This window comes from Enterococcus songbeiensis, from assembly GCF_005405265.1.
In the GTDB taxonomy this organism is placed as follows: domain Bacteria; phylum Bacillota; class Bacilli; order Lactobacillales; family Enterococcaceae; genus Enterococcus_C; species Enterococcus_C songbeiensis.
In genome coordinates, this window is the sequence record NZ_BJDS01000002.1 from 1 (window position 1) to 25476 (window position 25476).

The 25476-nt window shown below is 35.7% G+C and carries 23 protein-coding genes and 1 pseudogene; 2 read left to right on the forward strand and 22 right to left on the reverse strand.

What is annotated here, in order from left to right; all coding sequences use genetic code 11:
* From FFM66_RS00615 to FFM66_RS00660, 9 genes are all read right to left on the reverse strand, one after another.
* Window positions 1-1443 (reverse strand): VaFE repeat-containing surface-anchored protein (locus tag FFM66_RS00615; RefSeq protein ID WP_171000768.1); only part of this gene is annotated, 1443 nt, incomplete at its 3' end.
* 498 nt (window positions 1444-1941) lie between these two features.
* Window positions 1942-2343: a hypothetical protein gene (locus FFM66_RS00620; protein ID WP_137604729.1), complete on the reverse strand. Its 402-nt coding sequence runs from the start codon at window positions 2341-2343 to the stop codon at window positions 1942-1944.
* A 369-nt stretch (window positions 2344-2712) separates the two neighbouring features.
* Window positions 2713-3537 (reverse strand): prolipoprotein diacylglyceryl transferase, encoded by an 825-nt coding sequence (gene lgt, locus FFM66_RS00630; protein ID WP_137604863.1) that lies wholly within the window; start codon window positions 3535-3537, stop codon window positions 2713-2715.
* A 138-nt stretch (window positions 3538-3675) separates the two neighbouring features.
* Window positions 3676-3870: a hypothetical protein gene (locus FFM66_RS00635; RefSeq protein ID WP_082147264.1), complete on the reverse strand. Its 195-nt coding sequence runs from the start codon at window positions 3868-3870 to the stop codon at window positions 3676-3678.
* Between the two features lie 511 nt (window positions 3871-4381).
* Complete coding sequence (locus tag FFM66_RS00640) at window positions 4382-5341, reverse strand: restriction endonuclease (RefSeq protein WP_137604731.1); 960 nt, start codon at window positions 5339-5341, stop codon at window positions 4382-4384.
* A 328-nt stretch (window positions 5342-5669) separates the two neighbouring features.
* Window positions 5670-7499, reverse strand: coding sequence for a GmrSD restriction endonuclease domain-containing protein (locus FFM66_RS00645; RefSeq protein WP_246038405.1), 1830 nt, complete (start codon window positions 7497-7499; stop codon window positions 5670-5672).
* Between the two features lie 724 nt (window positions 7500-8223).
* Window positions 8224-9603 carry a glycoside hydrolase family 1 protein gene (locus FFM66_RS00650; protein ID WP_137604732.1) on the reverse strand — a complete coding sequence of 460 codons (1380 nt, stop codon included), beginning with the start codon at window positions 9601-9603 and terminating at the stop codon, window positions 8224-8226.
* A gap of 24 nt (window positions 9604-9627) precedes the next feature.
* A complete protein-coding gene (locus FFM66_RS00655) occupies window positions 9628-11067 on the reverse strand; it encodes an FAD-dependent oxidoreductase (protein ID WP_137604733.1) in 1440 nt (479 codons plus the stop codon).
* Entirely contained in the window at window positions 11051-12397 is a 1347-nt protein-coding gene (locus FFM66_RS00660) for a PTS sugar transporter subunit IIC (protein ID WP_137604734.1), read from the reverse strand. The genes FFM66_RS00655 and FFM66_RS00660 overlap by 17 nt, the downstream gene beginning before the upstream one ends.
* 184 nt (window positions 12398-12581) lie before the next feature.
* Between FFM66_RS00660 and FFM66_RS00665 the strand changes: the two genes are divergently transcribed.
* The gene (locus FFM66_RS00665) at window positions 12582-13304 is read left to right on the forward strand and encodes a GntR family transcriptional regulator (RefSeq protein WP_137604735.1); all 723 of its coding nucleotides are present in this window, start codon (window positions 12582-12584) and stop codon (window positions 13302-13304) included.
* Between the two features lie 584 nt (window positions 13305-13888).
* Here FFM66_RS00665 and FFM66_RS00670 read toward each other — a convergent pair.
* The 5 genes and pseudogenes from FFM66_RS00670 to rlmH all read right to left on the reverse strand — a co-directional run bounded on the left by FFM66_RS00670 (window position 13889) and on the right by rlmH (window position 18176).
* Window positions 13889-14608, reverse strand: a complete 720-nt coding sequence (locus tag FFM66_RS00670) for a GntR family transcriptional regulator (protein ID WP_137604736.1) — start codon at window positions 14606-14608, stop codon at window positions 13889-13891.
* A gap of 2 nt (window positions 14609-14610) precedes the next feature.
* The gene (locus FFM66_RS00675) at window positions 14611-15360 is read right to left on the reverse strand and encodes a ChbG/HpnK family deacetylase (RefSeq protein ID WP_137604737.1); all 750 of its coding nucleotides are present in this window, start codon (window positions 15358-15360) and stop codon (window positions 14611-14613) included.
* Window positions 15350-16624 (reverse strand): PTS sugar transporter subunit IIC, encoded by a 1275-nt coding sequence (locus tag FFM66_RS00680; RefSeq protein WP_171000769.1) that lies wholly within the window; start codon window positions 16622-16624, stop codon window positions 15350-15352. The genes FFM66_RS00675 and FFM66_RS00680 overlap by 11 nt, the downstream gene beginning before the upstream one ends.
* A gap of 404 nt (window positions 16625-17028) precedes the next feature.
* Window positions 17029-17481 (reverse strand): annotated as a pseudogene (locus FFM66_RS11515) (IS66 family transposase).
* Window positions 17482-17696: 215 nt separating this feature from the next.
* Complete coding sequence (gene rlmH, locus FFM66_RS00695) at window positions 17697-18176, reverse strand: 23S rRNA (pseudouridine(1915)-N(3))-methyltransferase RlmH (RefSeq protein ID WP_048604323.1); 480 nt, start codon at window positions 18174-18176, stop codon at window positions 17697-17699.
* Between the two features lie 362 nt (window positions 18177-18538).
* On the opposite strand from rlmH, the gene FFM66_RS00700 reads away from it, so the two are divergent.
* Complete coding sequence (locus FFM66_RS00700) at window positions 18539-19846, forward strand: S1C family serine protease (RefSeq protein ID WP_048604324.1); 1308 nt, start codon at window positions 18539-18541, stop codon at window positions 19844-19846.
* 38 nt (window positions 19847-19884) lie between these two features.
* Here FFM66_RS00700 and ytpR read toward each other — a convergent pair whose 3' ends face one another.
* From ytpR to FFM66_RS00740, 8 genes are all read right to left on the reverse strand, one after another.
* Entirely contained in the window at window positions 19885-20496 is a 612-nt protein-coding gene (gene ytpR / locus FFM66_RS00705) for a YtpR family tRNA-binding protein (RefSeq protein WP_137604740.1), read from the reverse strand.
* A gap of 125 nt (window positions 20497-20621) precedes the next feature.
* Window positions 20622-21077: a universal stress protein gene (locus FFM66_RS00710; RefSeq protein WP_137604741.1), complete on the reverse strand. Its 456-nt coding sequence runs from the start codon at window positions 21075-21077 to the stop codon at window positions 20622-20624.
* Between the two features lie 46 nt (window positions 21078-21123).
* Window positions 21124-21441 carry a thioredoxin family protein gene (locus FFM66_RS00715; protein ID WP_137604742.1) on the reverse strand — a complete coding sequence of 106 codons (318 nt, stop codon included), beginning with the start codon at window positions 21439-21441 and terminating at the stop codon, window positions 21124-21126.
* 62 nt (window positions 21442-21503) lie between these two features.
* Entirely contained in the window at window positions 21504-22223 is a 720-nt protein-coding gene (locus tag FFM66_RS00720) for a DUF8817 family protein (RefSeq protein ID WP_212741312.1), read from the reverse strand.
* A gap of 149 nt (window positions 22224-22372) precedes the next feature.
* A complete protein-coding gene (locus FFM66_RS00725; RefSeq protein WP_137604743.1) occupies window positions 22373-23131 on the reverse strand; it encodes an ABC transporter permease in 759 nt (252 codons plus the stop codon).
* The gene (locus tag FFM66_RS00730) at window positions 23128-24051 is read right to left on the reverse strand and encodes an ABC transporter ATP-binding protein (protein WP_137604744.1); all 924 of its coding nucleotides are present in this window, start codon (window positions 24049-24051) and stop codon (window positions 23128-23130) included. Before FFM66_RS00730 ends, FFM66_RS00725 begins: the two co-directional genes overlap by 4 nt.
* Window positions 24048-24260, reverse strand: coding sequence for a PLD nuclease N-terminal domain-containing protein (locus FFM66_RS00735; protein WP_048604331.1), 213 nt, complete (start codon window positions 24258-24260; stop codon window positions 24048-24050). The genes FFM66_RS00730 and FFM66_RS00735 overlap by 4 nt, the downstream gene beginning before the upstream one ends.
* Complete coding sequence (locus FFM66_RS00740; protein ID WP_137604745.1) at window positions 24247-25380, reverse strand: helix-turn-helix domain-containing protein; 1134 nt, start codon at window positions 25378-25380, stop codon at window positions 24247-24249. The genes FFM66_RS00735 and FFM66_RS00740 overlap by 14 nt, the downstream gene beginning before the upstream one ends.
* Between the last annotated feature and the right edge of the window lie 96 nt (window positions 25381-25476).

The window sequence follows — 25476 nt, forward strand, 5'->3', positions numbered from 1 at the left end:
ATCTGTGATTGTTACTTGCTTATCTGGATCAATGACCTTATCTCCATCGGTTTTATCTGTTGCTGTCGTTCCGATTTTTGGATTAGGTACTTTCACCGTTTGACCTTCATCATTAATATCCGCATGAACCGCTACTTCTTTTTCACCTTGATAGGCTGTTTCAAATACTACGATCGTCTTGCCTTTCAATGCACTTGCATTGAAAGTAAAGTCTACATTCACTGTTCCGTCTGCTTTGCTTGGAGTGAACGTGGTGCTGCCGGTAACTTCTTTTCCTTCTACTTCTAAAGCTTTGCCGGTTGATTTATCCATCAATATACCTTTTACCGTGTATTCTTTGCCCGGTGTTAAACCAGTATAGTTTACTGCATCTGTGATTGTTACTTGCTTATCTGGATCAATGACCTTATCTCCATCGGTTTTATCTGTTGCTGTCGTTCCGATTTCTGGGATTTCCGGCACTTCAGTTTCCCATTGCATATCGTTTTTTGCAACCTCATTGTTGCTAATGTATTCATCTCCGATAACTAATGATTGTTGTTGACCATCAGCTGGACGGCCATACTTCATAAATGTAAAAGAAGTGGTTCCCCCTGTTGCTATCACAGTTATTGTATCAGTCGGTGTTGTATTTGGTACAGTAATCGTAAATGTTTCTCCAACATTTACAGTTTGTCCTTTTGTGGAACTTATATCGAATGTTCCTGAAGTTGTACTGATTTTTGCATCTTCAATATCCTTACTTAATGTTATTACAGCATTCCCGGCTAGTTCATATGGTGCAGTCAACGTATATTGTTGATTATATGTTCCTGCTTGTTCCGTTGTTTCGCCATTTTTTTCCAATTTAATTGATAAATCTTCCCTGATCCATGCGCGCAAGTTAGCTACGCCAGCAGCTAATTGAGGATTCGTAATCGTAAATTGGCTCATATCAACACCTTCTGTTGGGACAATTTCGTGAACCATCCATTGAGTAGTCACGAAGGCATCAATATTACTTAAAGTAGTGACTCCTTTTCCTTTATAGATTTCTCCATTGCGTTCTACATAACCCAGTTTCAGCAGATTATTTAATAAATATTTTTGTTCTGATGTTAATTCATCCACTTCACCCACAGGATTGGAAGAACCATTAGGAGTTGCCTGATCAAAATTTAAACAGTAGGCAAGAATATTATCCGTTATATTTTTAAATTTTTGCCCGTTCCATTGTGCACCACTTTTATCTGTTGCAAACCCGGTAATGATTCCATCACTATCTATTGCTAAATAAGATCCCCCTAATGGAACACCATCATTCCAAGAGCCATTATTACTACCCACAGGTGCGAATGTCTTTACACCACTTGGCGCAGCTGATGCAGCAAATCCCGAAATCGGGGCAATAAAAACTTGGACCAGTAAGATAAAAAGACCTATCATATTTCTTATTTTTTTCATTTTACATCTTCCTTTCAAATTATTTGTTCATGTGTACACTCACACACAACTCACTGCTTCAACTATTACTATATTTCTACCCATACACCCCTATCTATTAAATTAATTGTTGATCACTATTGATTTCGCTATAATTGTACCAGTTATTTTTTTCTCGAAAACGTCAATTTTTAACGCTTCCAGACGAATTTATGACTATTTTTTATTTTTCTTATCTTTTTTGACCAAAAAAACATCAATTGATGTTTCACTTGAAAAAAATTTATAAATTCAATCATTTAAAACTCATTTTTTTGGCAAAATTAATTAGTTTCAGCTTGTTTTTTCTGTACTTCAAGCAAAATTAGTTTTATGAAGAATCACTTTTTAGGATTTCGATAAAAAAACTCTCTAATGGTGTTCCCATTAGAGAGTTTCAGTTCTTGCTATTCAGTTTAATATCGCACCTGATACTGTTTTTTACTCATGAACTTTAATTTCTAAATGAACTGTCTATTATCAGAAATAGTCACTAGGTTCATTTTTACTTAGAATCAACAACTGATGAATAATGGTGTGCTTGCCATAATTGGTATTCATAATGTAATCTCGCCAATAAAATTTCTTTTCGTGTTCCATGTAATCACTAAAAGGTACCTTGATCCCGGACGCCAGTTCACGTACTAAAAAAGCCATCCGCGCATCTAAATACATGACTTCTTTAATATATTCCAACTTATTCTCTGCTTCCAAGTCTAACATTTTACGCATTCTTTCCTGTAAAAAACTGAAATATTCATAGTATTCTTTCGGAATTTCCTCCCGTTCATCTTCCGCTAAAAATTCCTCGCCTGACCATCGTTCTCCAGCATCAATGATTTTTTCATCCAATGTGCCTTCCCATAAATAATCCCATTTCATTACAGATTCCTCCAATAGTTGAATGTCGAATATAGATACCTTTTTAATAAAAGAGCCTCATTCATGCGTAAAAAATTTTCAAAACAATAAAAAATCAGGTGCTTTTCTTGTTTCTTTATTATTCCCACTCATTTACCTACGATTACTATTGGAATAACTTTTCTTACCAATTATATATTCAGTATAGGGTGGTTTTCTTTGATTATAGTAAACAACTGATTTTTATTCAAGTGATGGAAAATAAAAGAAATTTTTAGCTGACGGATAGCTGGTGGCATTGCTTGTACTCTAGGGCCTTTCGTTGCTATAATCTCACTACTTTTACTTCTAAAAACAAGGTCAATGATGTTCGTCATTGACCTTAAACTATTAGAGAAGATTTACACTTTGACGCTCCAAATACCACGTTCCTTGTTTCCTGGTTCTGCGGAAAAAGACAAGATGAGCAGCCACGATAAATAGTAGAACCGACAGTAGTTGTGAAACCCGCAGATTTCCGGTCAAATACAAACTGTCCATTCGCAAACCTTCGATAAAAAAGCGACCCATTGAGTACCACATGATATAGGTCAAAAAGATCTCTCCATTTTTAAACAAATTTTTCCGATGACGTAGTACTAAAATCAAAATAACGCCCGCAAGACTCCAAAGTGATTCATATAAAAACGTCGGTTGGTGATAAGCACCAGCAATAAACATATTTTTTATGATAAAGTCAGGTAAATGCAACGATTGCAGAAAAGACAACGTTGTTTTAGGCCCGTAAGCTTCCTGATTCATAAAATTTCCCCAACGGCCAATTGCTTGTGCCAGTAATACACCGGGAGCCAAAATATCTAAAAATGTCCAAGAGGAATACCAATGCAGACGATTATAAATCAAAAGTGTTAACCCACCCGCAATTAAACCACCATAAATCGCTAGACCACCATTCCAAATTTGAAGGATTTCTCCAAGATGGGCACTGTAATAGGACCATCGAAACAGAACATAGTACAGCCGTGCACCTAAAATACCGATTGGCAATAACCAAATGACAATCGATGAAAAATAGTCTGCTGGAATCCCTCGTCTTTTTCCTTCTCTCTCACTGAGAATATACGCCATAATCACGCCAAAACCAATAATAATCCCATACCAGTGAATATGAATTGGTCCTAGCTGCAACGCAATTGATTCGATTGCAAGTAGCAAAATTTCCACCCCATTTAAATTTTGTTGCTCGTTAAACAACTTAGCGTCAGTTTACACAAAAAAACTCTCAGAAAAATTGATAAGTATCAACTTTCTAAGAGTTTCGGAATTTTTTACCGTCTTTTATCTATACAACTGTCAGTCTAGTCGAATTGGTTGTAGTGCCGCTCGCAACGAAACGGTTGATATAGGTTTTTTTACCTCGATAATGACACTTTGAGAAGGTACATCCAAACTTACCTTTCCGACATCCTCCAGTGAGATCAATTTGAAAAAGACCTCTTTTGCTTTACAGGTACAAATCATCTGCTTGATTTTCACCGTTTGTTTCATATCCATCCTCCTTTCCTTTGTGAAATCATAACCTACTGCAAGCAATGGTGAATTGATTTGTATCAAGTAATTTTATAATGTGGAAATTCATTGAAAAACACTACTTTTAGATCCAATCGAACGAATCGTCGGTTTGAAAAACAGCTAACTTACAATTGAAATTTGTTGTCGGAAGAATTAAACGCCAAAATAACTAATCAGTTTCTTACGGATAACTTGCGGCTCAAGTTTAATAGCATTCAAACAGTCAATTTTTACCATCTTTTTTGCACCCAATAAATAAAATAGAGTTGATTTCTCGACCATATAAAATAACGAGTTCCCGTAAGATTATTCTCCGTTTCTAAAAATGTATACTATGAAAAATATGAACTTACATTAGCCAACCAAAAACAGCGTAAAGAAAGGATATTTAGGAAGCTTATAATAACAATCTTAGACTTGCATTAAGCCAAATTAATTTTAGAAAAAATGACTGATACTCACTTATACTAGTTGTAAACATAGATTTTCAAAGCTCATTTTCAAAGTAATCATTATCTATACGAAACTGCTTATAGACTTTGGCTACTTCTATTCCTACACCATATTGCATCATCAGTTCAGTTAACTTGATTCCATCAATTAACACAATTCCCTGATTTTTAGCAAATTCCTGTGCACCACCAGAAAAACCGGATGTAGTAATAAACACACCACGATCAGCATTCACACCTGCCAAAGCACCATAAAAAGACTGAATAGCAGGGCGACCAATTGTATTTCCTTCCATGTATCGTTTCGCCTGGATATAAACTGTACTTGTTCCCAACGGATCTTGGTTGATGATTCCATCAATTCCGCCATCATTTATCCGATTTGTTACTTTGGCATCCCCATTTTTGCCGCTGTATCCCATTGCTACAAGCAAATCAACAACCAGCTTTTCGAAGAAAGAAGGCTCTACCTGCCGTACTCTATCTAAAAGTTCAATAGCTATCTCATTATTCTGATTCGTAATCAAGCTTTCCACTTCTACTTTTACATCTTCCTGATTAGTTTCAGGAATAGGTGCTGTATTACCAGTACGTTCATTTCTAATGGCCAACTCCTGTTTATAATTCTTGAATGCCGGAAGCTCCTCCAGGACTTTCTTAGTAAGCGTGTCTCCGTATTTATTTAGTATCGATATACCATCATCGGTGATTTTGTATACACCACGTCTTGGACGTTCGACTAAGTCTGCAATGTATAAGCTACTGATTGCCCAACCAATTCTATCAATAAAGATACTCATACTATTATGTTGGTTAGGATAGTTTATCTCAAGTATATGCGGAGGGATTTGAAGATAGTTAGTTACACTTTCTTGGATTACATTCTTTGTCACTTCTTCTCCGTCCTGAATTACTTCAAGTATATACGGAATTAATGCATCATGAGTTGGAATACCATTTGCTGATTGTTTTAACTTTTGCCAATCTCGGTTCATTATGTGCCTCCTATTATTTTTACTCTTTTCATGTTTATACTAAAAAATAAATCTGATAAGACATGATCAAGTACCCTTTCATTTTAGTTTTCACATATTATTTTTCAGTAACAACTGATATATTCTCTTACTCTAAAATCTCTAATAATTTATAATTTTTTTCTCCCTACTTATGATACGGTTCCGCGTATCACAAGTGAATGATATTCAGAGAATACGATTATACCAAACATTTATCTAACTCTTATTGCAGATTTTTACCATTCGTTTACAATCCTTTATTATAAGAAAAGGAATTCATCAATTACCTGAATTCCCTTCTCATAGATTATAATTTTTCATAATACTCTTTTATTTTCAATGACATCATTAAAGCACGTTCTTTTAAGAACAATAAATAGTTATTGCTATTCCCATTTTTAACTAATTCTGGTACAGCATTATCCTCAAGATTCATCTTCAGTTCTTCCATCCCTTTCATTTCATTACCATAGACTCCAGTATATTTCATGATTTCAGTCATATAAACCTCCGGGGCATAATCATTCACTTTATTATTCACTTGATCATGAAGGTATACATAATTGGCTAACTTGTTATACATATTTTTGCTTGAAAAACCATTGTTGCGTAAATAAGATTTTGGATAAATATGGTGAACTTGAGCAGTTTTCATATCTCGAACTAAAGTGGTTGTTAGAAAACTTTGATTTCCTAAATACTTTTGTGACAATGTATAGAGAGTCCAAAACGAGCTATTAACATTAGCATTATCAAATCTACTTGGTGCTGTATCGTTCCAAAACACATAAGTAAGATTTTGTCTTTCTAATGTTGTTACAAATTCTTCCAAAGAATTGACATCTACCATTTTTTGAAAATCTGCTGTCCATTGACTTTCAAAACTACCACTATGTCTTGAAGTTAATAGACTAATAATTAATAAACGTCTAATTAAACTTTTTAATTTTGAATCTTCGACACCTAGATTTTTGTTACGCAAATACATAGCATACGCGTAGTTTATTGCATTTTGGGAAATAATTAGCCCTGATTCTTTAAATCCAAGATTCCATAAAATATCTTGGACAAAGTGTTCAAAATTAGTTTTTTTAGTATACTGTTCAATACCTTTTTCCAACTTATCAAATGAGTCATCAGCAATTTTCTGTTTGTAATCTTTTTCTTTAAAATCACGCCCTGAAAGCAATGAAACTAAATCTCCTAGCTTTCCTCGATTAAATTCAACAAGTGAAATCACACGTAATACATCATTATATGTGGGAATGTACACCTCATTTTCGTCTTTAACCACCCATTTTATTCTCTCCCAATATTTTGATTCTACAAAATTTGAATCATTGATTTCAACTTGAGAATAATTTTCAGGAGAAGCTGCTAACTCACAAAAATAATCAATATATTTACGTAAATACATTCCGTATTCATCACCACTATTTTTTTCATAAATAGCAATTTTACTCATAGTGAAATCTGCCTGAGAAAGCTTCACTCCTGCATCGTTAATTCGTATGAATATTTCTGTTACAATATCAATTGGAAGACTGGCATTCAAGGTGATATTTCCAACATCCGAATTTCTTATTTGTTTTAGCTTTTCAATTCGATCACTAATTCGATCACATTCATCATCATTATCAATAATTTCATTTAACTCTAAATAGGTATTAATATATTTTCTACCAGCATCCATTGCATCTGCAATATCAGTTATCCATTCTTTCCCTTTTTCTGTTCCCCTATCTCGAACCTTGAATTCTTCGGTCAGAGGATTAAATGAAATGACAATTCTTTCTTTTTTATACTTATCATTTACAACTTCAATTTTATTCAAGGCAGTAGACAGTGCTGTAATTCTTTGCTGCCCATCAATCAAAATTAAGCGTCCATTTGATGTTTGTCCATCTTTTATTTTGATGTCTGGGGATTTCCAAGTAATAATATAGCCAACCGGATAATTTTTATATAACGAATCAATCAAATCCCTCACTTTAGATCTCTTCCAAACAAAAGGTCTTTGGATTTCAGGAATTGCAATATTACCCACTTGAGCATCACTCAATAAATTTCCTACTTTAATATTAGTTACAGTATATTTATCCAACAACAGCAACTCACTTTCTAAAATGATATTCATTTTACCACACTATTGACATGATTAATTATTTAATACTAATTTGACAACTAAAATAGTATTAAACAATAAAAAGTTTAGGAACTTCCCAAAAATTTCTTATGGTTTTCTTTCAAAAATATATTCTTCAATCTTACCTAACATGCGGGGATCAATTACGTCCCCGTATCATAAGCAAAATATATTTTCAGGTAAAATGATATATGTACCTTATCATCTTTTCCAAAATTCCCAGAATATCTTAAGTAAATCCAGTCTTCTTATTACAACCAGTATAACTATCATGCCACAAAAAAAACGCCACAAAGATCGTCATCACTTAATGTTAAATATATCGTCAATCTTAGTACTAGCGACTATTCTAATTATGACACTAGTCCGCGTATCATAAGTGAATGCTATTTCTACAATTTCTAGTCCATATTAAGGAAGCAACTTTTTAATCAAAAAAAGTATATCTAGCGAACAAAATTTTTATAAAGCACTATATAGGAGGGTTTAAGAAGAAAGAGTACCAAGTGCAATCTTACTCTTTTTATTTTATCTCAAAAAAGCCAGTGAAATGAACCATTTCTGGTCACTTCACTGGCTTTTTTGTATACTTATATCCTAGCCACAGGTTCTTCAACACAGGACTTTTCGAATTTTGTGTGATTTAATGATTTTTGATAATTTTTTTGAATCTACATATTTTTAAATTCGGTTATTTCTCATCAGTTTGCCGTGTTCATTCCTGGTAATCTACATACCTAGATTTATTCGCGCTTGCTAAAAATTCTTTAAACCAGGTATAACTTTTTTTTTGATAGCGTTTCATATCTTTAAGATCGTGATTCTCACGATTTACATATATTAATCCATACCGTTTTTCCATATCGCCTTTAGAACTTAAAATGTCAATCATTCCCCATCCAAGGTAACCCAGAATCTCCACTCCATCATATTTAATAGCATCAAACATTGTTTTTAAGTGTCTTTTATGGTAATCAATTCTATAATCATCTTCAACTGAAAAATTATTATCTAATAATTCCCTGGCTCCAATTCCATTTTCTACGGGAAAAACTGGTATTTGATAGCGTTGATAAATTTTGTTTAAAACATCCCGAAATCCCTCAGGATCTATCTGCCATCCCCACTCATTGGCTGTTAGATAGGAATTATCCTTCTTTCCATATTCTAAATAGCGATTAGGAATTATATTTTCAGGAACTAAAGAAGAATCAATAGTAGTAGATGCATAGTAGCTAAAAGCAATGTAATCATTTCTTTGTTTTTTTATTTCTTCCATTTCTCCTGAACAAACACAAATATCTATTTTATTTGTCTTTAATAAATTTTTCATGAATACAGAGAAATCACCATGAGCATAGCAATCGAGCAAAGTATAATTCATTATCTCATCAATTTCTCTTGCGTATCGAATATCTATAGGATTAGAGGTTGCTGGATAGACTTCTTGATAGGCTAACATTCCTCCAATTTTTGCATCTGGAAAATGATTATGAAGGTAGTTGCAAAGTGTAGCATGACCAACCATTATATTATGAGCAATTTGATATAATTCTTGATCAGTTTGCCCTCCTTCTAGGTAGCCACTTATATTGAAAGTTTCTTCACTATGAAAATGGTTCTGTTCATTAAAGGTAAGCCAATACTTAACCTTATGAGCAAATCGATCAATAATTATTTTACCAAATCGAATGAATGCCGCTAGTACATCTTTGTGAATAAATCCATTATATTCTGCTGCAAGATGCCATGGCATATCAAAATGATAAAGACATATCATAGGTTCAATATTATGGGAAATTAGGTCATCGATAAATTTATCATAATAAGAAATTGCAGCCTCATTTATTTCCCCAGAGCCATCTTTGATACATCTGCTCCACGAAATTTGAAAACGATACATATTCATTCCCAAATCTTGCATAAGATTAAAATCTTCAACATAGTTATTGTAGTTATCATTGGCTACTTTCCAATCACTAAGATCTGGGTCAGCTTTGATTACATCATAGACTGATAAAGATTTTCCATCTTGGTTCCACCCTCCTTCAGTTTGCATACTTGAAACACTATTTCCCCAATAAAATTTTCCCATAAAATTATCCTCTCTTTTACCAGATCACTGAACTTTTGTATCAAGGAAACCTCCGGTTTGAACTATCCTATCTTGTAATTCACTAATATTAACACTGTGTACATCTCCTGTGTTCAATGCCAAATTGGCAGCTAGACCCGCAGCTTGCCCTAACGCAGTCATTGTTGGAGTAGTTCTAATTGCTCCTTGAGCATCAAATTCTGCTGAGACACAACGACCTGTGACTAGAAGATTTTTATACCCTGGTATAGTCATAACACGATACGGAATTTGATAGTAATGCTCGAAGTCCTCGCGACTAAAAGTTTTGTTAATTTCTGCTTCTTTTATTTTTGCGTCCTTAATTTTGCTTATATCAATGCCATCTGGTGTATGAACATCTATTGGATAACCAGAGTGAGCAATGGTATCTATAAATCGAGTATTGTTGATAATATCCTTTCTGGTCAGTGTATAGTCTCCTATTATCTGTCTTGTTTGTCTAACCCCAACTCTCGGTCCGGTATATTCTAAAAGTAAATTTTGGAAACCGGGCACACTTTTTCTGAAAAAATTTATTATTTCTTGACTTTGCTTTCTACCAATTACTTCAGCTTTTGATAAGTCAGCAGCATCCGTCCCATTAACATGTATAATTCGAGTAGAATTGATAATAAATTCTCCAGATGTATTTGTTTCAAAAAACAATAGATCTTTTCTAGGTGAAGTGACTTCACCCGTTTCTCGAGCAGCTTGCATCTCGTCGTAAAATCCGATTACAGCCATTGTTTTTGCAGTTTTAAACGACTTCAAATCTCTTGCTGCTCTGGGAAACCTGTCAAGGTTATTTAAAATGTAATCTTTTAATTCTGTTACATCAACATTGGAGACCTTGATGTTCATTGTCATAGGTTGGGTAACAGAATCATTACCTCTGCCTATAGAGTAGGGTACTTCACTTATTTTGGCTAGCTCCGCATCCCCAGTAGCATCTATGAATATTTTGCTGGTTATTTTTGTGAGTCCGTCCTTGTTATGAATAACGATAGAATTAAGTTTTTTGTCAATGTTTTCTACACCGATTAACTTTGTATTAAAAAGACAGTCACAGTTTGATTCGCTCACCATCTCATCAAGTATCAGTTTTAATCCTTCAGCATCAAATGGAGTATTGTAAGAAACATAATTTGTTGCATCTCGAACATGCCCTGGGGAAAAACCTTTACTGACCAACCGATCAATAATTTCCTGTCCAATTCCTTTTATTACTTGTTTTTCTCCAGCAAAGAATGTCATCATAGGTCCAACACCCATTGATGTTAATGCACCGCCCAAAAAAGAATTCTCATCTATTAACAATGTTTTTACACCAGATCTAGCCGCTGAAACAGCAGCAGAAGTTCCAGACATGCCTCCTCCAACGACAACTAGATCATAATGCAATTCCTTTTCCACTTTTAATGATATATTAACTGACTTGTCCATTTAATTCCTCGGTCCTTTTCATTATTTTTTCGTTTAATTTTAGAAACGGCAAATATAGTAGTACATTCAAAACTAAAATTAAGAAATGAATTACAGCAGCCCGCCAATCTCCCGCCGTTGCAAGATATGCACTTACGACCGGTGGCAAATTCCATGGAACCATCACTACAGTTTTAGCCATCCAACCAATACTGGTGAAAAAATAAGCAATAGTAAGGCTGATTAATGGATTCAAATAAAATGGAATTAGCATAGGTAAATTAAATACAATTGGATATCCAAAAATCATTGGTTCATTGATATTAAACAGTCCTGGTCCAAGAGACAGCCAGGCAATTTTTCTACTCGAAACAATTTTTGAAAACAAAAGAATCGCAATAATTAAACCAATTGTATTACCCACTCCCCCAAATTGACCAAAAGTATCACGGAACGTATTTGTCAAAATATGAGGTGGTTCTTGACCAGCCGCAAAAGCATCCATATTCTCACTCATATTAACTAACATTGGCGGGTTTAAAATTGTACTATTCACAAAAGGATGTATTCCTACCCAGAAAAACAGATTTCCTATACCATAGATTAATAAGACACCAAATAAATTCGTGTTTATTTTTTGCAAAGGTTCTTGTACAAGTTTAATAATTAAACTTGTGATATCGGTTTCAAAGAAAATCAAAAGCAATGCACCAATCAAAGCGATAGCACTGATTGAAATAGTAAATGGAATTAAAGAGTTAAATGATTTCGCAACAAAAGGTGGTACCGAATCTCCCATATGAATTTGTAACTTTTTTATGTTACTTAATTTGATAAAAATTTCAACGGAAATTAATCCAATAATTATAGCAGAAAACATTCCATTTGCACCCAGATTTTTGATTACAACAACTCCAGTAATATCTACAGGATCAGTTGCTCCAGTAGGAATTATTTGGTTGATAAGTGGCATTGAAATAATAAATCCAGCTAAACTTACTATAGACGCTGCTAAAGGGTCATTAAAATCCCGATTTCTTGCTAAAATAAATCCAATAGAAACTGCTACTGCAAGTCCTCCTATATTTAGGGTACCATTCGTAACTAATTGACCCCATATCTGAAGTTTAGCTAATGTATCTCCCGATGCAAAAAACGGAAATATAACCTGATTTATCATAATCGCAATCCCTGCCACTGTAAAAATCGGCATAATTAAGACAAATGAATCTCTTAATGTTCGCATGTAGAGCTGCTGACTAAATACCTGAGCAAAATAAACCAGTTTATCTACAAATTTATCTTTGTCAAAATTAGAATTATTACCAGCTACCTTACCATCTTTTTTCATGTTTTAATCTCCTTTAATTATTCATTCATTGGCCAATGAAAGCGATAATATTATCTTCGGGAAAATCATAACACACCATTATAATATGTCAATACTTTTAATTAATTAGCATATGCTAATTAATTAATGAATTGTCTTTTTGAAAATGAAGCTATGTGTTAATATCTTATTGAGGTGAAAAAAAATGGCGAAATATTTAGAAATTGCGGGTTTAATTAAAGAGGATATTGAAAGTGGAGTGTTTAAATACGGAGAAACCCTACCCGATCAAAATACGCTGGCAAAAAAATACGAGACAAGTCGGGTAACTATCCAAAAAGCTCTCAAAATTTTAGCAACAGAAGGATTAATATTTAGTAGGCAGGGTTCTGGAACGACTGTAAAAAAGAAAGTCAAGCCATTATCTAAATATGATTTAAGTATAAACGAATATTCTGGTACAACGGCACTATTACGTGGTAGCAAAGTTACAACTCGGATCATCTCCTTTGATATCCACTTACCAAATTCTGAAGACCAAGCTAACCTGGAAATTGAAAGTAATGAACCTATATATGATTTCGTTAGACTACGGATTGTAGATGACGAACCATGGCTGTTAGAACATACACAAATGCCAGTAAAAATCATTGCCAGTTTAGACGAGGAAATTCTCAAAGGTTCTGTGTATCAGTACATTCAAGACAAATTGAAATTAGAAATAGGTAACGCTTACAAAATTATTCGAGCAGATGAGCCAAATTTAACAGATATAGAATACTTAAATATCAATAACTCTACACCGATATTAGAAGTTGAACAAACTCTTCATCTGACAGATGGACGAGCCTTTGATCATTCCACTAGTAGACGCGCCTTCACTAAAGGAGGAGTTGTCGCATATCACGCTGGAAAGCCGCTTGTGTAAGTATAACTATCATACACATACTGTCAATGGGGTTTAAAAACGTTATTTTTCGGGGGAATAAAAATACCAATTATTCGAAATACCTTTGAATGCAGGATAAATTAATCTAGTATTACGCTGTTGCTGTGTCACTATTGAACAATCCCCCCAAAACAGAGATGCGATATTAGTTGTGATAATCGTTGAATGTTGTCGTACCTTAAATTCATCAACTTTTAAAATTAATTCGCGTACTCTGAGGTGGTAGTGGGGGCATGACCAGTTTATCGATAATCAGTAAGAAAATCCTTAAAAATAGACCAATCAGTAATTCTAGTGTTCTTTTTTTTTGCATATTCAGTTAATTCAATACGCAAAAAAAAAGGCCAATGGACTCAACCATCGAACCTTATCAGCTTAATACATATGATATTCGTTATTAATAATAATATTTCTAAGACATAATTAAACCAATATCACAATTATCAACATTGATATGTCAATGATTCTCATCAGTATTATACGTTTTTCATTTTATCTTTCATAAAATACAGTAAATTAAACAGCTAGCTTTAGTATTTCTTTGAATTATGAAACTGGCTTCCTTAGATTTTTTGTGCAACAAATCTCGTTCGAACATAATGTTCAGGCGAAAAATGAATTTCTGTATACTCAAAAATTTTTCCGTCATCCAAATAAGACCAGTTTTGTGTTAATCCTACACAATTCTCCTTTTTGAGCTGCAAATGAGTCTTATCAAAATCCGTAGCTAGGATGATTCTATCAACAAGTCTAGAGCCAATAATCTTTTGATTTGGGACAGACTGAATATAACGATATATCGATTGTTCAGCAATTTCTTTAGATAGGTTAGGAACTATATCAGACAGAAAAAAACTGTCATCTATCATTCCTGGACTACCATTTATAATCCTTAATCGAATAACATGGTAACAAATAGCTCCCGCAGGAAACATCGTTCGTGAAGCAAGAGAATCATTGACTTTGACCTTTTCTAAAGATAGAACTTTTGTTTCAATTAAATCTGTTTGAATAACGGATGACCGATCCATATTTCCAGAGTCAATTAGCAAATCTTTGACAGAGACACGTTGCAACACGATATTAGCACTTCCAAGTTTACTATAAACTAATCCTTCACTATTTAATTGCCTGATAGCTTTGCGAATCGTATTACGAGAAACTTTATATTTAGCTTCTAAACTTTTTTCTACGGGTAATATTTGATATTTATCAAATTCACCCATTAGAATCCTTCGTTTAAGATCTTCATAAATATTTTTTGCCTTGTTTACTTGAACCATATCTACATATCTCCAAAAATTGAATAATCTGTTAAACTATATCCTTCCTCTCTTATCATACAAGTAGTTTTGAAATCTGTAAATAGCTTTAACTCAGTAGGTCTGCTTTCGTTTAGTGAAGACATTTGTCTAAGCACCTGTGACATGTACCCTGGATGGCAAATAACTTCAACTAGACGGCATTGGGCAGCTTCTCTCAGCTCTTCTTGTAAATACCTCAGAGAATACTTCACTCCCAATGGGTTTACGATTCTTTTTTCAGGCATTTTTATCCCGTAATCTAATAGATAATCGTTGAGCCTTTCATTAGATAACCTACGTACTGGAATATTATAAAACATGGCTAATTTAGCAATTATCTCACACATACGTTGATCGATGATTATATTCTTATGGTAAGTCAAATGTGTTAATGCTATGTCTTGAGCTATTAGAAATTCACACTGGGAAAAAAACTCTTTTTCTACCCATGTATAGAATTCAGGAGTTCCTACCTCTAAATTTTTTTTCGATAAATCTCTACCATCATAGCATGAGTATCCGATTTCCAAATTTAAATGAATTCCCATATTATTTAACTGATTTTGTTTTGCAAGTAATGCTGCTTCTTGGCAGTAAGGCGATGTAGCTATAAAATTTGTTTCCGTAATACATCCTTTAGATATCCCATAAAGGATACCTTTAGTTACACTGGGAACCAAACCAAAGTCATCAGCACTAATTATCAAAGAACGTGAACTACTATTTTTCATTTACAATCTCTTTTTTATACAGTCCATCATCTGCAGCTTTGAAAAATGGATAATAAATCACTGTATCGATTAATAAAAAGAATATTTGTAGAACCCCTAATTTCCAACTTCCTTGCAATAAACCAACAAAAAATATTGGAATTGGCATACCTAAAATCGAAGCCCCAGAAGGAGCTGGTACTAAGCCGGACTGAATAACAAAATACCCAATTACAAGATTAATCAATGGTGCAAAAATATAAGGAAGTGCGTACATTGCATTGAAAACAATCGGAATTCCAAAAATCAGAGGTTCATTAATGCCAAAGATACCTGAAGGAAGAGAAAGTTTTCCAAGTGTTTTATATTGTTCACTCTTTGATCTAAAAGCCATCAGAATATTTAATCCTAACGTTGCCCCACCGCCACCAATTGAAGTACAAAGAATCCAAAAAGCTAAACCGACAATGTTAGGTAAGGGATCGCCATTGTTAAATGCCTCTAAATTTTGTAAGTCTAATGGCATGAAAACCGTCAATAAAATGGGCATTAATACTAACATACCATGAATACCAATCATCCATAAGAGACGAGAAAGCAGCGTAATTAATAGTAAAGCCCATAAGGAATTTCCAAGATTAGTAACTGGCGTTTGAATAATCGTGAAGACCACTTGATGAATACTTCCAAAAGATGTTAGTGAGAATAAGAAACGAATAACCATTGCTAAAAAAATGATTATAGCTGAGGGAAATAATCCTGCAAATGATTGGCTAACCATAGTCGGTACAGCCTCTGGCATTTTGAGAATCCAATTATTTTTGATCATTTTCGTATATATACTTCCTACAGCAAATGCAGTAAGGATAGCAACAAAAAAGCCTGCACTTCCTAACCATTCAAAACCGATATATGAAGCATCATCTACGATAACCAATGGTGTAATAATCAAAAATGCAATTACAGAAATAATACTTGGAATAATTGAATTCACTTCATATTTATGAACATAGGTATACGTTATACTGATAACAGCTATTAGCGAAATGATACTTGTCGAAAATTGCCCACCTAAAGCAAAAATTGTCTTAATACCATGATTAGAAATAAATTCTTGATAACTTTCAATTGGAAAATTTGCAAATAGCGATGAAAAAGCACCCACAATTATGACTGGTAAAATCATCGTTAAACCTGAAGTTAAGATTTTTAATGAAGTAAAACTATCCAGTTTTGCATTGATCCTCTCTAAATTTTTTATTAATATACCATCTGATTTAAACATATACATCTCTCCTTTTTAGGTTAACCCTTTTTGTTAACGGTTTAATATTAAGTTAACCCGATATCTTTGTCAACTATTTTTAAAAAAAATTATTGAAAAGCTATACGATTTTATCATTTGCCTTATCTATGTGATAAGCGGAAAGTAAAACGAGTACATGACAAATAGGCAATCGTCGGTCTACAATCGATGTAGTGGTGGTTGCCTATTTTATTTACAAGTGAGCTAAACTTGATCTGTGCAGGTAAATATTTCTCAAGGAATGATAGATACGACAAGTCGGGAAAGTATTCAAATAGAAATTCAAAATATTTCGTGGGATTAATTCCGTTTGCTTTAGCTATGTCGATCGAACTATACACAATGCCATTCGTAGTCGCACCGCACGTGCTTGCTGAAAAGTTCTAGTTCATTCTACCAACGGTTGTTGGGCGAATACTGAGTTCCGCAAGATTATTTGAAACTGCACAATGACCCTCAAGTAAGAAATTCATCAAACCGGTTCGGTTGTTGATAGCATAGCCGACGGCTTTTCCTAACTTAGAACCGCCAAGTACGTGAAAGGAGCTGATCTATTGCCAAAATCTATCTAAAATTGATTTTGATTTCACGTTTCTAACTTGGTACTTCTCTTCTGGTGAAAGCTGCTGAATTTCTCGTTCGATGCTGAAAAGAGCATCACAGAATTTCATACCTTGCTCTGCCTTAGAAAGTTTGAGATTTGTTCCTTTTACCTCAACGAACTTTCTTCGCAAGTGTGCCCAACAGTTAACTAATGTCACATTTTCTAACGTTCCATAAGCGCTGTAGGCATCACAACGAAGAAATCCCTTAAATCCATGCAGAAATGTCAGCAATCAATGAGACTTTTACACAAAAGAAACTAAAACAACTTGCCACTAAATTCGAAACATCTAAAGAATCTGTTAAATCGCTAATCATTCATCTTGAGGTATCCAACTCAACTTCGCGTTTAGATAATGCTTTTCTAAATAAAAAAATAGAATTCATATGATATGATTGCACACATCACTTTTACAGACGATATTCCTCCAAACTTTAAAAAACCGCATCACTTATGATACGGTTCTCCCCGATTTATCCGAAATGCGCGATAAATTTGTTCCACCAAAATCAAACGCATCAATTGATGGGGATAGGTCATCTTTCCAAAAGAGATTTGAGTATCACAGCGGGTCAACACACTGTCTGCCAGACCAAGGGAGCCGCCGATGACAAAAGTTAAATGGCTTTTCCCCTGAATCCCCAGCTGATCGATTTGTTTGGCAAAGGCTTCACTGGAGGGGTTCTTGCCATTAATAGCAAGGGCATAGACATATTCAGTGTCTTTAATTTTTGCCAAAATTCGTTCCCCTTCTTTTTCTTTGACCTGCTGCATCTCTGCCTCACTGAGATTTTCCGGAGCTTTTTCGTCGGCGACTTCTACCAATTCGATTTTGGCATAGGCGCCCAAGCGTTTGACGTACTCGGCAATTCCTTGTACCAAATATTTTTCCTTCAATTTTCCAACAGAAATAATTTTTATGTTCATAATCTACTCCTTATTTTTTATCGAGCCTTGTTATTCTTTGAGATACACACAAAGTTATGCACATTAGTCACAGGTTTATCCACAGAAACAACCATAAAAAAGCCTATTATTTAAGTATTTCTAAAGCAAACGTATGTTTCGGTTAGATTTATCCCCTTTATCCACAGACCTGTGGATAAAACTAGTGAACTTATCCTCTTACTTATTTTAGCCTTTTCCACATGATTTGTGGAAAATATCTCCTCATTTTTACACTTTTTTCATCGAACCTTTTTCATAATTTTTTCAAATTCTTTCATTAGACTAAAATCAGCAATAGATACTATACTATTAATAAGAATAATTTCTTAGGAGGAATACAGATGCAAAGAAAAGAAGTAAATCCTGAATCCAAAAAAACTTCCGGCGGTTTTCTAAAACGGTTTGCCGTTGGTGTGTTAGGTGGTGTCGTCGGGTCTTTGATTATCGTTGGTGCTTTTTACCTACTTAACGGTTCGGGAAGCAATCCCACCAATAGTTCTGGGACAACAAATAATGCCGGCGAAACAGTAGTCAGCAACGTGAAGGTCAATGTGGACAGCGACATTACTTCTGCCGTGGATAAAGTACAAGATGCGGTGGTTTCCGTAATTAATCTGCAAAAACAATCCCAAAGCTCTGAATTGAGTCCATGGGGCGGAATGTTCGGACAAGAAGAAGGAACCGAAGAATCTTCTGACTCCAACTCTTCTGGAGATTTGGAAGAAACCAGTGAAGGCAGTGGAGTAATTTATAAAAAAGATGGTAAAAATGCTTATGTCGTGACGAACAATCACGTAGTAGAGGGACAAGATGGATTGGAAGTCGTTTTAAAGGATGGCACAAAAGTAACAGCTGAATTAGTCGGTACCGACGCTTACACAGACTTGGCGGTTTTAAAAATCGCTTCTGACAAAGTTGATACAGTCGCAACATTTGGTGATTCCAGCGAACTGAAGGTCGGCGAACCTGCGATTGCAATTGGCTCACCATTAGGTTCCCAATACGCAAACTCTGTGACTTCCGGTATTGTTTCGTCAATGAATCGTCAAGTAACCAACACGACCGAATCTGGACAAACAGTCAATATCAATGCCATTCAAACAGATGCGGCAATCAACCCAGGAAATTCCGGTGGTCCTCTGGTAAATGTTGAAGGACAAGTTATCGGGATCAACTCCAGTAAAATCGCCAGCACTGCCAGCTCTTCTTCTGATGTCAGTGTGGAAGGAATGGGCTTTGCGATTCCAAGTAACGATGTAGTAACAATCATCAATCAATTAGAAAAAGACGGAAAAGTAACTCGTCCCGCTCTAGGAATCACGATGCGCGACCTTTCAACGATTTCTTCTGGACAACAAGAACAAATCTTGAAAGTTCCTAATTCATTGACTAATGGTGTCGTCGTTCTCTCTGTTGTAAATGCAACACCTGCTGAAAAAGCCGGCTTGAAACAATACGATGTAATCACAGAAATTGATGGTAAAGAAGTGACTTCAACAACAGAATTGCAATCTGCACTATACAAGAAAAAAGTGGGAGATTCTGTAAAAATTACCTTCTATCGAGAATCCAAAAAACAAACCGTAGATGTCGAACTTTCCATCGATCAAACAACGTTACAAAATTCTCAGAGTGAAGGAAACAATTAATACCAAATAAAAAAGTTGCGGTTAGCCCGCAACTTTTTTTATTTGGTTACTGGAAAAACTTCACCTACAACAGCATCTTCTGGTAATTCTAAGATGCCCTTTTTTTCTGGCGCATTAGGTAAGTGCAATTCCCGTGCGGAACAGATCATTCCGTAGCTTTCAACTCCCCGTAACGTACCGGGCCAAATCAACAACCCGTCTGGCATCATTGCACCTGGCTTAGCAACTACAACTTTCAACCCCGCTTTGATATTTGGCGCACCGCAAACAATTTGTAAGGTTTTTCCGCCATCAATTTGAGTTTCTGTAATTGACAAATGGTCACTGTCTGGGTGTTTTTCACAGGTTTTCACATAACCTACAACAAATTTTGGTTCTGAATCATAAATTAAGGTTTCAGCAAAACCTGCTTCATTAATCAATTCATTCAAGCGAGCCACTTGTTCTTCTGTCAATTCGACTTGTCCCTTGCCGTCGATCGTTAAATGATTGGAAATATGAAAGAAATTCCAGCCGATGATTGTCCCATCAGTGGTTTGGATGCGGGCAACATTCAGTTTACGAGTCACTGTTTGCTCCAAGCCATGATCGTTTTCAGTGATCACCAACAAAGTATCTCCCACATGTTCTTTATTGTATGCAAAAATCACGTGTTGTTCCTCCTAAAATTTTCTCTGCTTATCATAACAAACTTTTCACTACTCGTCATGAAAATTTCCAGCAGCTTCTTAGAAAGGCATGAGTAAATTCAAATTCTTATTCAATGAAGTCTTTTTTATTCTTTTTCGTTTGTTATCACCAGCACATCGCAGGGCGCTTCACGAATGACATGGCTTGCTACACTACCTGTCATAAATCGTTCAACTGCGTTCAGTCCAGATTGCCCCATCATGACTAAATCGATTTGATATTTTTCCGGCAGCTGCTTTGCCATTGCTTCTTTTGCAGACCCATAGGCAATAATACCTTCGATATTTTTGAAATGAACCGATGCACCGTATGCCTTGTATTCTTCGATCATTTCTTTTGCTGCTTCTGTTTCTTGATCGATAATATTTTGATTGAGAGAACTATAACCCATCATCGTATAAAGCTGTTGATCGATAACGTTTGCAACATATACCTTGCCCTCGTTTCGGCGAGCCACCTCGATCGCTTTCCGAAATGCCTCTTTTGCCTGTTCCGAGCCGTCGATCCCCACTAAAATATTCTTATACGCTTGTGTTTCCATTTCAATTCCCTCCTCATTCTGATAAACATTTTTCAAGAAATACCGGTTATGCTTGAAGACTGTTCAAAAAAGTTTCGATTTCTGCTTTTGTCTTACGATCTTTATTTACTAAACGACCAACTTCTTTGCCATCTTTAATCACGACAAAACTTGGAATGCCAAAGATATTCCATTCTGCCGCTACATCGATGAATTGATCCCGATCGATTTCAATAAATTGCCAATCCGGAAAGTCTTGTTCGATTTCCGGCATATAAGGTTTAATAAAATTACAATCTCCACACCATCCAGCGGTAAAGAAAAAGACGTTTTGCCCTTTTTCTACATATCCTGCTAGTTCTTCTAAATTTTTTGGAATAATCATTTATCTGCCTACTTTCTTTACTTTCTAGTTAAATTATACACCTTTCCTTTGGTCCGATAAACTCATTGCTCTTCTGCATTTTTTAGCAATTTTTGGTAGTACTGATAACTGTCACTTGCTTCATCAAATGTAGAAAGTGTTGCTGCCTGCTCTGTCGCCTTTTGCAGGTAAGCATGAGATTCTTGAAAATTTTCCTCTAACGCGTACATGTCCGCCAGCAAAACGTAGGCTTGAAAAATCACCCAGTCGTTCTCTTCAGCCAGATTGCTTCTTTCTAATCCTCGTGTCATCATCTTAATTGCTTCTTGCGGACTTTCGTGAGAATAAGCCAAGGTATTGCTTTCTCTGTATAGTTTTTCCAGTCGCGTCATTCCATCAGCTGTTTTTTTCTCATAACTCTGGGCAAAAATAAAATAATTGCCATTAGGATCTGTCAGAGTAAAACGACGATCCGAATTAAGGTCTCGTGGCAAACTCATTTTTGGAAGACCCGAGCGGCTTAACTTTTTCCCCGTATTTTCTTTGAAATTCGCCTGCAGCGCATCGTGCAAAGCATCCACATTTTCCACCATCACTAATAATATATTCGTTGGTGTAGGAACGGGTAATTTTTTATAGGCAAACAAATGAAAGACCAATTCATGGTACTGTAAGACTGCATACCCGCCAGATCGTTTTTCTTCATACTGATTCTTAAAGCCGAGATTTCTAAAAAATTGGACTGTAGCTTTAAAATCTTTTGCGGGAAAGACAGGGAGCGTTGCCGAAATTTGAAAAGTCATCCGTTTTCTCCTTTTGTGTTAAAATTTTTTTCAAACTGATTACGCATAAATTAGCAATGTTAAAAGTTTATTGTACCATATTGGCAAGAATTGAGCAGAAAGTCGCCACAAAAAAACGCGGCTTGCTTTGCAGCAAACAGCGTTTCTTTTCATAATTTTTTGCGATTAAAAACTAGAATAGACAGGCTTAAAAACATGCCGGCAAACAAAACACTAAGTATCATGCTACCACAAAAATCGTTAAGTGTGTCCCCCTTGAGCCACGCCATATTCTCACTGATCAAAGAAATTGGATTGTAGGCTTTGAAGCGGTCAAAAAGCTGTAAGAGATACAGCAAAGCGGTAACGATAATCGTAAACAACAAGCCTTCATAGCTGGATTTTGCAAGGGTCGAACCGAATAAAATCACCGCAACAAAAAAACAACCAAAAAGCAACAACGGGAAGAAACCTGCGAAAATATGCGGGCTTTGATTATCTGGAAAATAATAGTGGGTATATCCGGCTGTAACGCTAAAACATAACAAAAGGGCACCAATCCATTGCACAAGCATCACCAGATATTTGCTAAGAATGATTTGCCAGCGATCCAATCCCTTCGTCACCAAATTCACCAAACTACCACTGGCAACCTCTCGACTGACACTGCCGCTGAAAAGAACCGCCACCAAATAAATACCCATCTGTGTAATATTTTTATAAAATTGTGTCCATGAATCCAACGAGGTAGGCTCGGGGATCGTAACTAGCGTTGAGCCAAAGGCGGATTTCATGATTTCAGGTGTGAGCTTTGCCAGCAAAGGATTCATCAAGCCGAATATCAGAAAAATAATAACAAGCAACAGAACTCGTTTAGTACGCCAGCTTTCCAATAATTCTTTTTTCGTAAAGAAATAACACTTTTTCATTTGATGACCTCCAAAAAGATTTGTTCCAATGAAGGTTCAACCTTTCGCAACATTTCTGGAGTAATTTTCTTTTCCATAAATCCACGAAATAGATGAGGCAATAATTCCTCGTAAGAGCCTTCGTAACGGACAACAACTGCTTCCTCTTTTTGAGAAAAAGATTGAATCAGGTGCTGCTGCTGTAAAGTTTGCAAAAGCTCAATCAGTTTATCCTGCTGTTTTTCTACAAGAATTTCGATTTGCCGATGCGCATGAAGTTCCTTGAGTGTAGCTAAAGGGGAACTGACCGCTAATTTTCCTTGATGCAAAATGCCGACATAATCACAGATTCGTTCGACATCACTTAAAATATGGGTAGAGAAAAGGATCGTCACTTTGCCTCTTAAGGAAGCCAACAACGCAAGAAATTCTTGGCGCCCACTGGGATCTAGTGCCGAAGTCGGCTCATCGCAAATCAATAGCCGCGGCTCATTCAATAGGGCTTGCGCGATACCCAGCCGCTGCTTCATACCACGGGAATAGCTGCGAATAAACTTTTTTTCCGCAGCCAGTCCAACCAATTCCAGCATTTCTTCCATTTTAGTAGCAAGTTTTTGTTTTGGTATTCCTGTGATTTCACCACATAACTGCAAATATTCCCGTCCCCGCATATACCCATAAAATTCCGGAACATCCGGTAAATAACCAGTATAATGATTTGTTTTTGTATGCCCAAAAATCACCGGTTCCTTATTGATGGTGATTTCACCAGTTGTTACTTCTTCTAAGCCTAAAATCAATTTCATGGTCGTTGTTTTTCCCGCACCATTTTCTCCGACAAATCCGAAAATACTGCCTTCTGGAACGGACAAATTCAAACCATCTAACACCGTTTTACCGCCAAATTTTTTCCCGACATTTTTGATTTCCAGCAGATTCATTCATTTTCTCCTTTTCCAAAAACAAAATAGACGACTGGTCCAATGATTTGTAGAAAAACCACAATCAAAATCCACATGGTTTTGTTCCCAAAACGATAGGTTGGATGCTTCAACACATGAAGCAAAGCTGTAACCATCAACCCTACTTCTAAAAGGATGACAGGAATCAACAATGGTAAATTTTCTAAAAAAAGTTTACTTCCGTTCATTTTTTCTTTCCTCCTTCACTTCTTCGATTCGTTGAAAAATTTCACGCATTTTTTCTTCTTCCCTATAAGGCAGCAATAATGGATTCGTTAAAATAAAGGCAATCACCGACTCCACGACCGTATTGGCTTCCCGTGGCGTTTGTCCAGCCAATGCCTGTGTGTTTAGCCACTCTTGAATGCGATCAAAATAATCATCCGGCATAAATTGTAATACTGGATTTATTTCTAGCAGCTGACAGACTTTTTCCAAAATCGCAAACAACGCCGCTTTGTCCCCAATTTGCGCATACCCTACTGCCCCCGACAAATAAAAATTCAGCAACGCCGCCGGATTTATTTTTTCGGCTTGAAAAAGAGCAATCAGTCCTGCTCCTCGCTGGTAGGTTTCGGTGAAACGAATTGGCTCCTTTACTAATAAAGGCAGATAATTCGTCAAGCCACTCAACAAAACAAAAAAATTCTGAAAAATACCGCTTTGGGTTGTCGCCAACGCTTGATCTGTCGCTCCTTTTAATTGAAAAGCACCGGCAATCAAGCTGTCTGACGGCAAATACGGCGGAACATACTCTCCCAAAATCGCCAGCACATCGTCTGGACGATTCAAAATCAACAGACAATAGGCCTGCATTTTCATTGCTTCATCCATCACCGCAACCTCTTTACTATTACTGCGAACCCGAATAAATAAATCTAAGGCTTTCGGAATATAGCGCTGCTGTTTTTCTAATGGATTTTCTCCAGGAAGCAGATCATAGTGATTCAGCAATAAATTGCCCATCTGCAAAAGAAACGGGTAACAGGAATAATACCGATGAATGAAGCTTTCGATTGACTGCAATACTTCTTCTGCTGATTTGGTTTGAAAAGATTTCTGTAAAGAAAGATAAATCCGTTGAATCTCCTGTTGATTCAATTCCGGTTCATAATCCAATAAAGAATCGATGGACACATCAAAATACGCAGCCAACAGCGGTAGTAACGTGATGTCCGGATACGTTTGCCCAGTTTCCCATTTTGAAACGGCCGCCTTAGATACCCCGACAAAATCTGCCAATTCCTGTTGTGTTACCTTTTTTTCTTTTCGTTTTTCTGTAATCACCGCACCTAAACTAATCTTCATTTCCCTCACCTCACGTAAATTTTACGTTGTTTTCTACGGTAGTACAATGGAGCGGTTGTTAACTTTTGATATTTTTTATCAACTAATGGGATACAA

Coding starts and splice junctions, on each gene's coding strand:
- FFM66_RS00620 (WP_137604729.1), bottom strand. CDS start 2,343: ATGAAATGGGATTATTTATGGGAAGGCACATTGGATGAAAAAATCATT.
- FFM66_RS00635 (WP_082147264.1), bottom strand. CDS start 3,870: ATGAAACAAACGGTGAAAATCAAGCAGATGATTTGTACCTGTAAAGCA.
- FFM66_RS00640 (WP_137604731.1), bottom strand. CDS start 5,341: ATGAACCGAGATTGGCAAAAGTTAAAACAATCAGCAAATGGTATTCCA.
- FFM66_RS00645 (WP_246038405.1), bottom strand. CDS start 7,499: ATGAATATCATTTTAGAAAGTGAGTTGCTGTTGTTGGATAAATATACT.
- FFM66_RS00650 (WP_137604732.1), bottom strand. CDS start 9,603: ATGGGAAAATTTTATTGGGGAAATAGTGTTTCAAGTATGCAAACTGAA.
- FFM66_RS00655 (WP_137604733.1), bottom strand. CDS start 11,067: ATGGACAAGTCAGTTAATATATCATTAAAAGTGGAAAAGGAATTGCAT.
- FFM66_RS00660 (WP_137604734.1), bottom strand. CDS start 12,397: ATGAAAAAAGATGGTAAGGTAGCTGGTAATAATTCTAATTTTGACAAA.
- FFM66_RS00665 (WP_137604735.1), top strand. CDS start 12,582: ATGGCGAAATATTTAGAAATTGCGGGTTTAATTAAAGAGGATATTGAA.
- FFM66_RS00670 (WP_137604736.1), bottom strand. CDS start 14,608: ATGGTTCAAGTAAACAAGGCAAAAAATATTTATGAAGATCTTAAACGA.
- FFM66_RS00675 (WP_137604737.1), bottom strand. CDS start 15,360: ATGAAAAATAGTAGTTCACGTTCTTTGATAATTAGTGCTGATGACTTT.
- FFM66_RS00680 (WP_171000769.1), bottom strand. CDS start 16,624: ATGTTTAAATCAGATGGTATATTAATAAAAAATTTAGAGAGGATCAAT.
- rlmH (WP_048604323.1), bottom strand. CDS start 18,176: ATGAACATAAAAATTATTTCTGTTGGAAAATTGAAGGAAAAATATTTG.
- FFM66_RS00700 (WP_048604324.1), top strand. CDS start 18,539: ATGCAAAGAAAAGAAGTAAATCCTGAATCCAAAAAAACTTCCGGCGGT.
- FFM66_RS00710 (WP_137604741.1), bottom strand. CDS start 21,077: ATGGAAACACAAGCGTATAAGAATATTTTAGTGGGGATCGACGGCTCG.
- FFM66_RS00715 (WP_137604742.1), bottom strand. CDS start 21,441: ATGATTATTCCAAAAAATTTAGAAGAACTAGCAGGATATGTAGAAAAA.
- FFM66_RS00720 (WP_212741312.1), bottom strand. CDS start 22,223: ATGACTTTTCAAATTTCGGCAACGCTCCCTGTCTTTCCCGCAAAAGAT.
- FFM66_RS00725 (WP_137604743.1), bottom strand. CDS start 23,131: ATGAAAAAGTGTTATTTCTTTACGAAAAAAGAATTATTGGAAAGCTGG.
- FFM66_RS00730 (WP_137604744.1), bottom strand. CDS start 24,051: ATGAATCTGCTGGAAATCAAAAATGTCGGGAAAAAATTTGGCGGTAAA.
- FFM66_RS00735 (WP_048604331.1), bottom strand. CDS start 24,260: ATGAACGGAAGTAAACTTTTTTTAGAAAATTTACCATTGTTGATTCCT.
- FFM66_RS00740 (WP_137604745.1), bottom strand. CDS start 25,380: ATGAAGATTAGTTTAGGTGCGGTGATTACAGAAAAACGAAAAGAAAAA.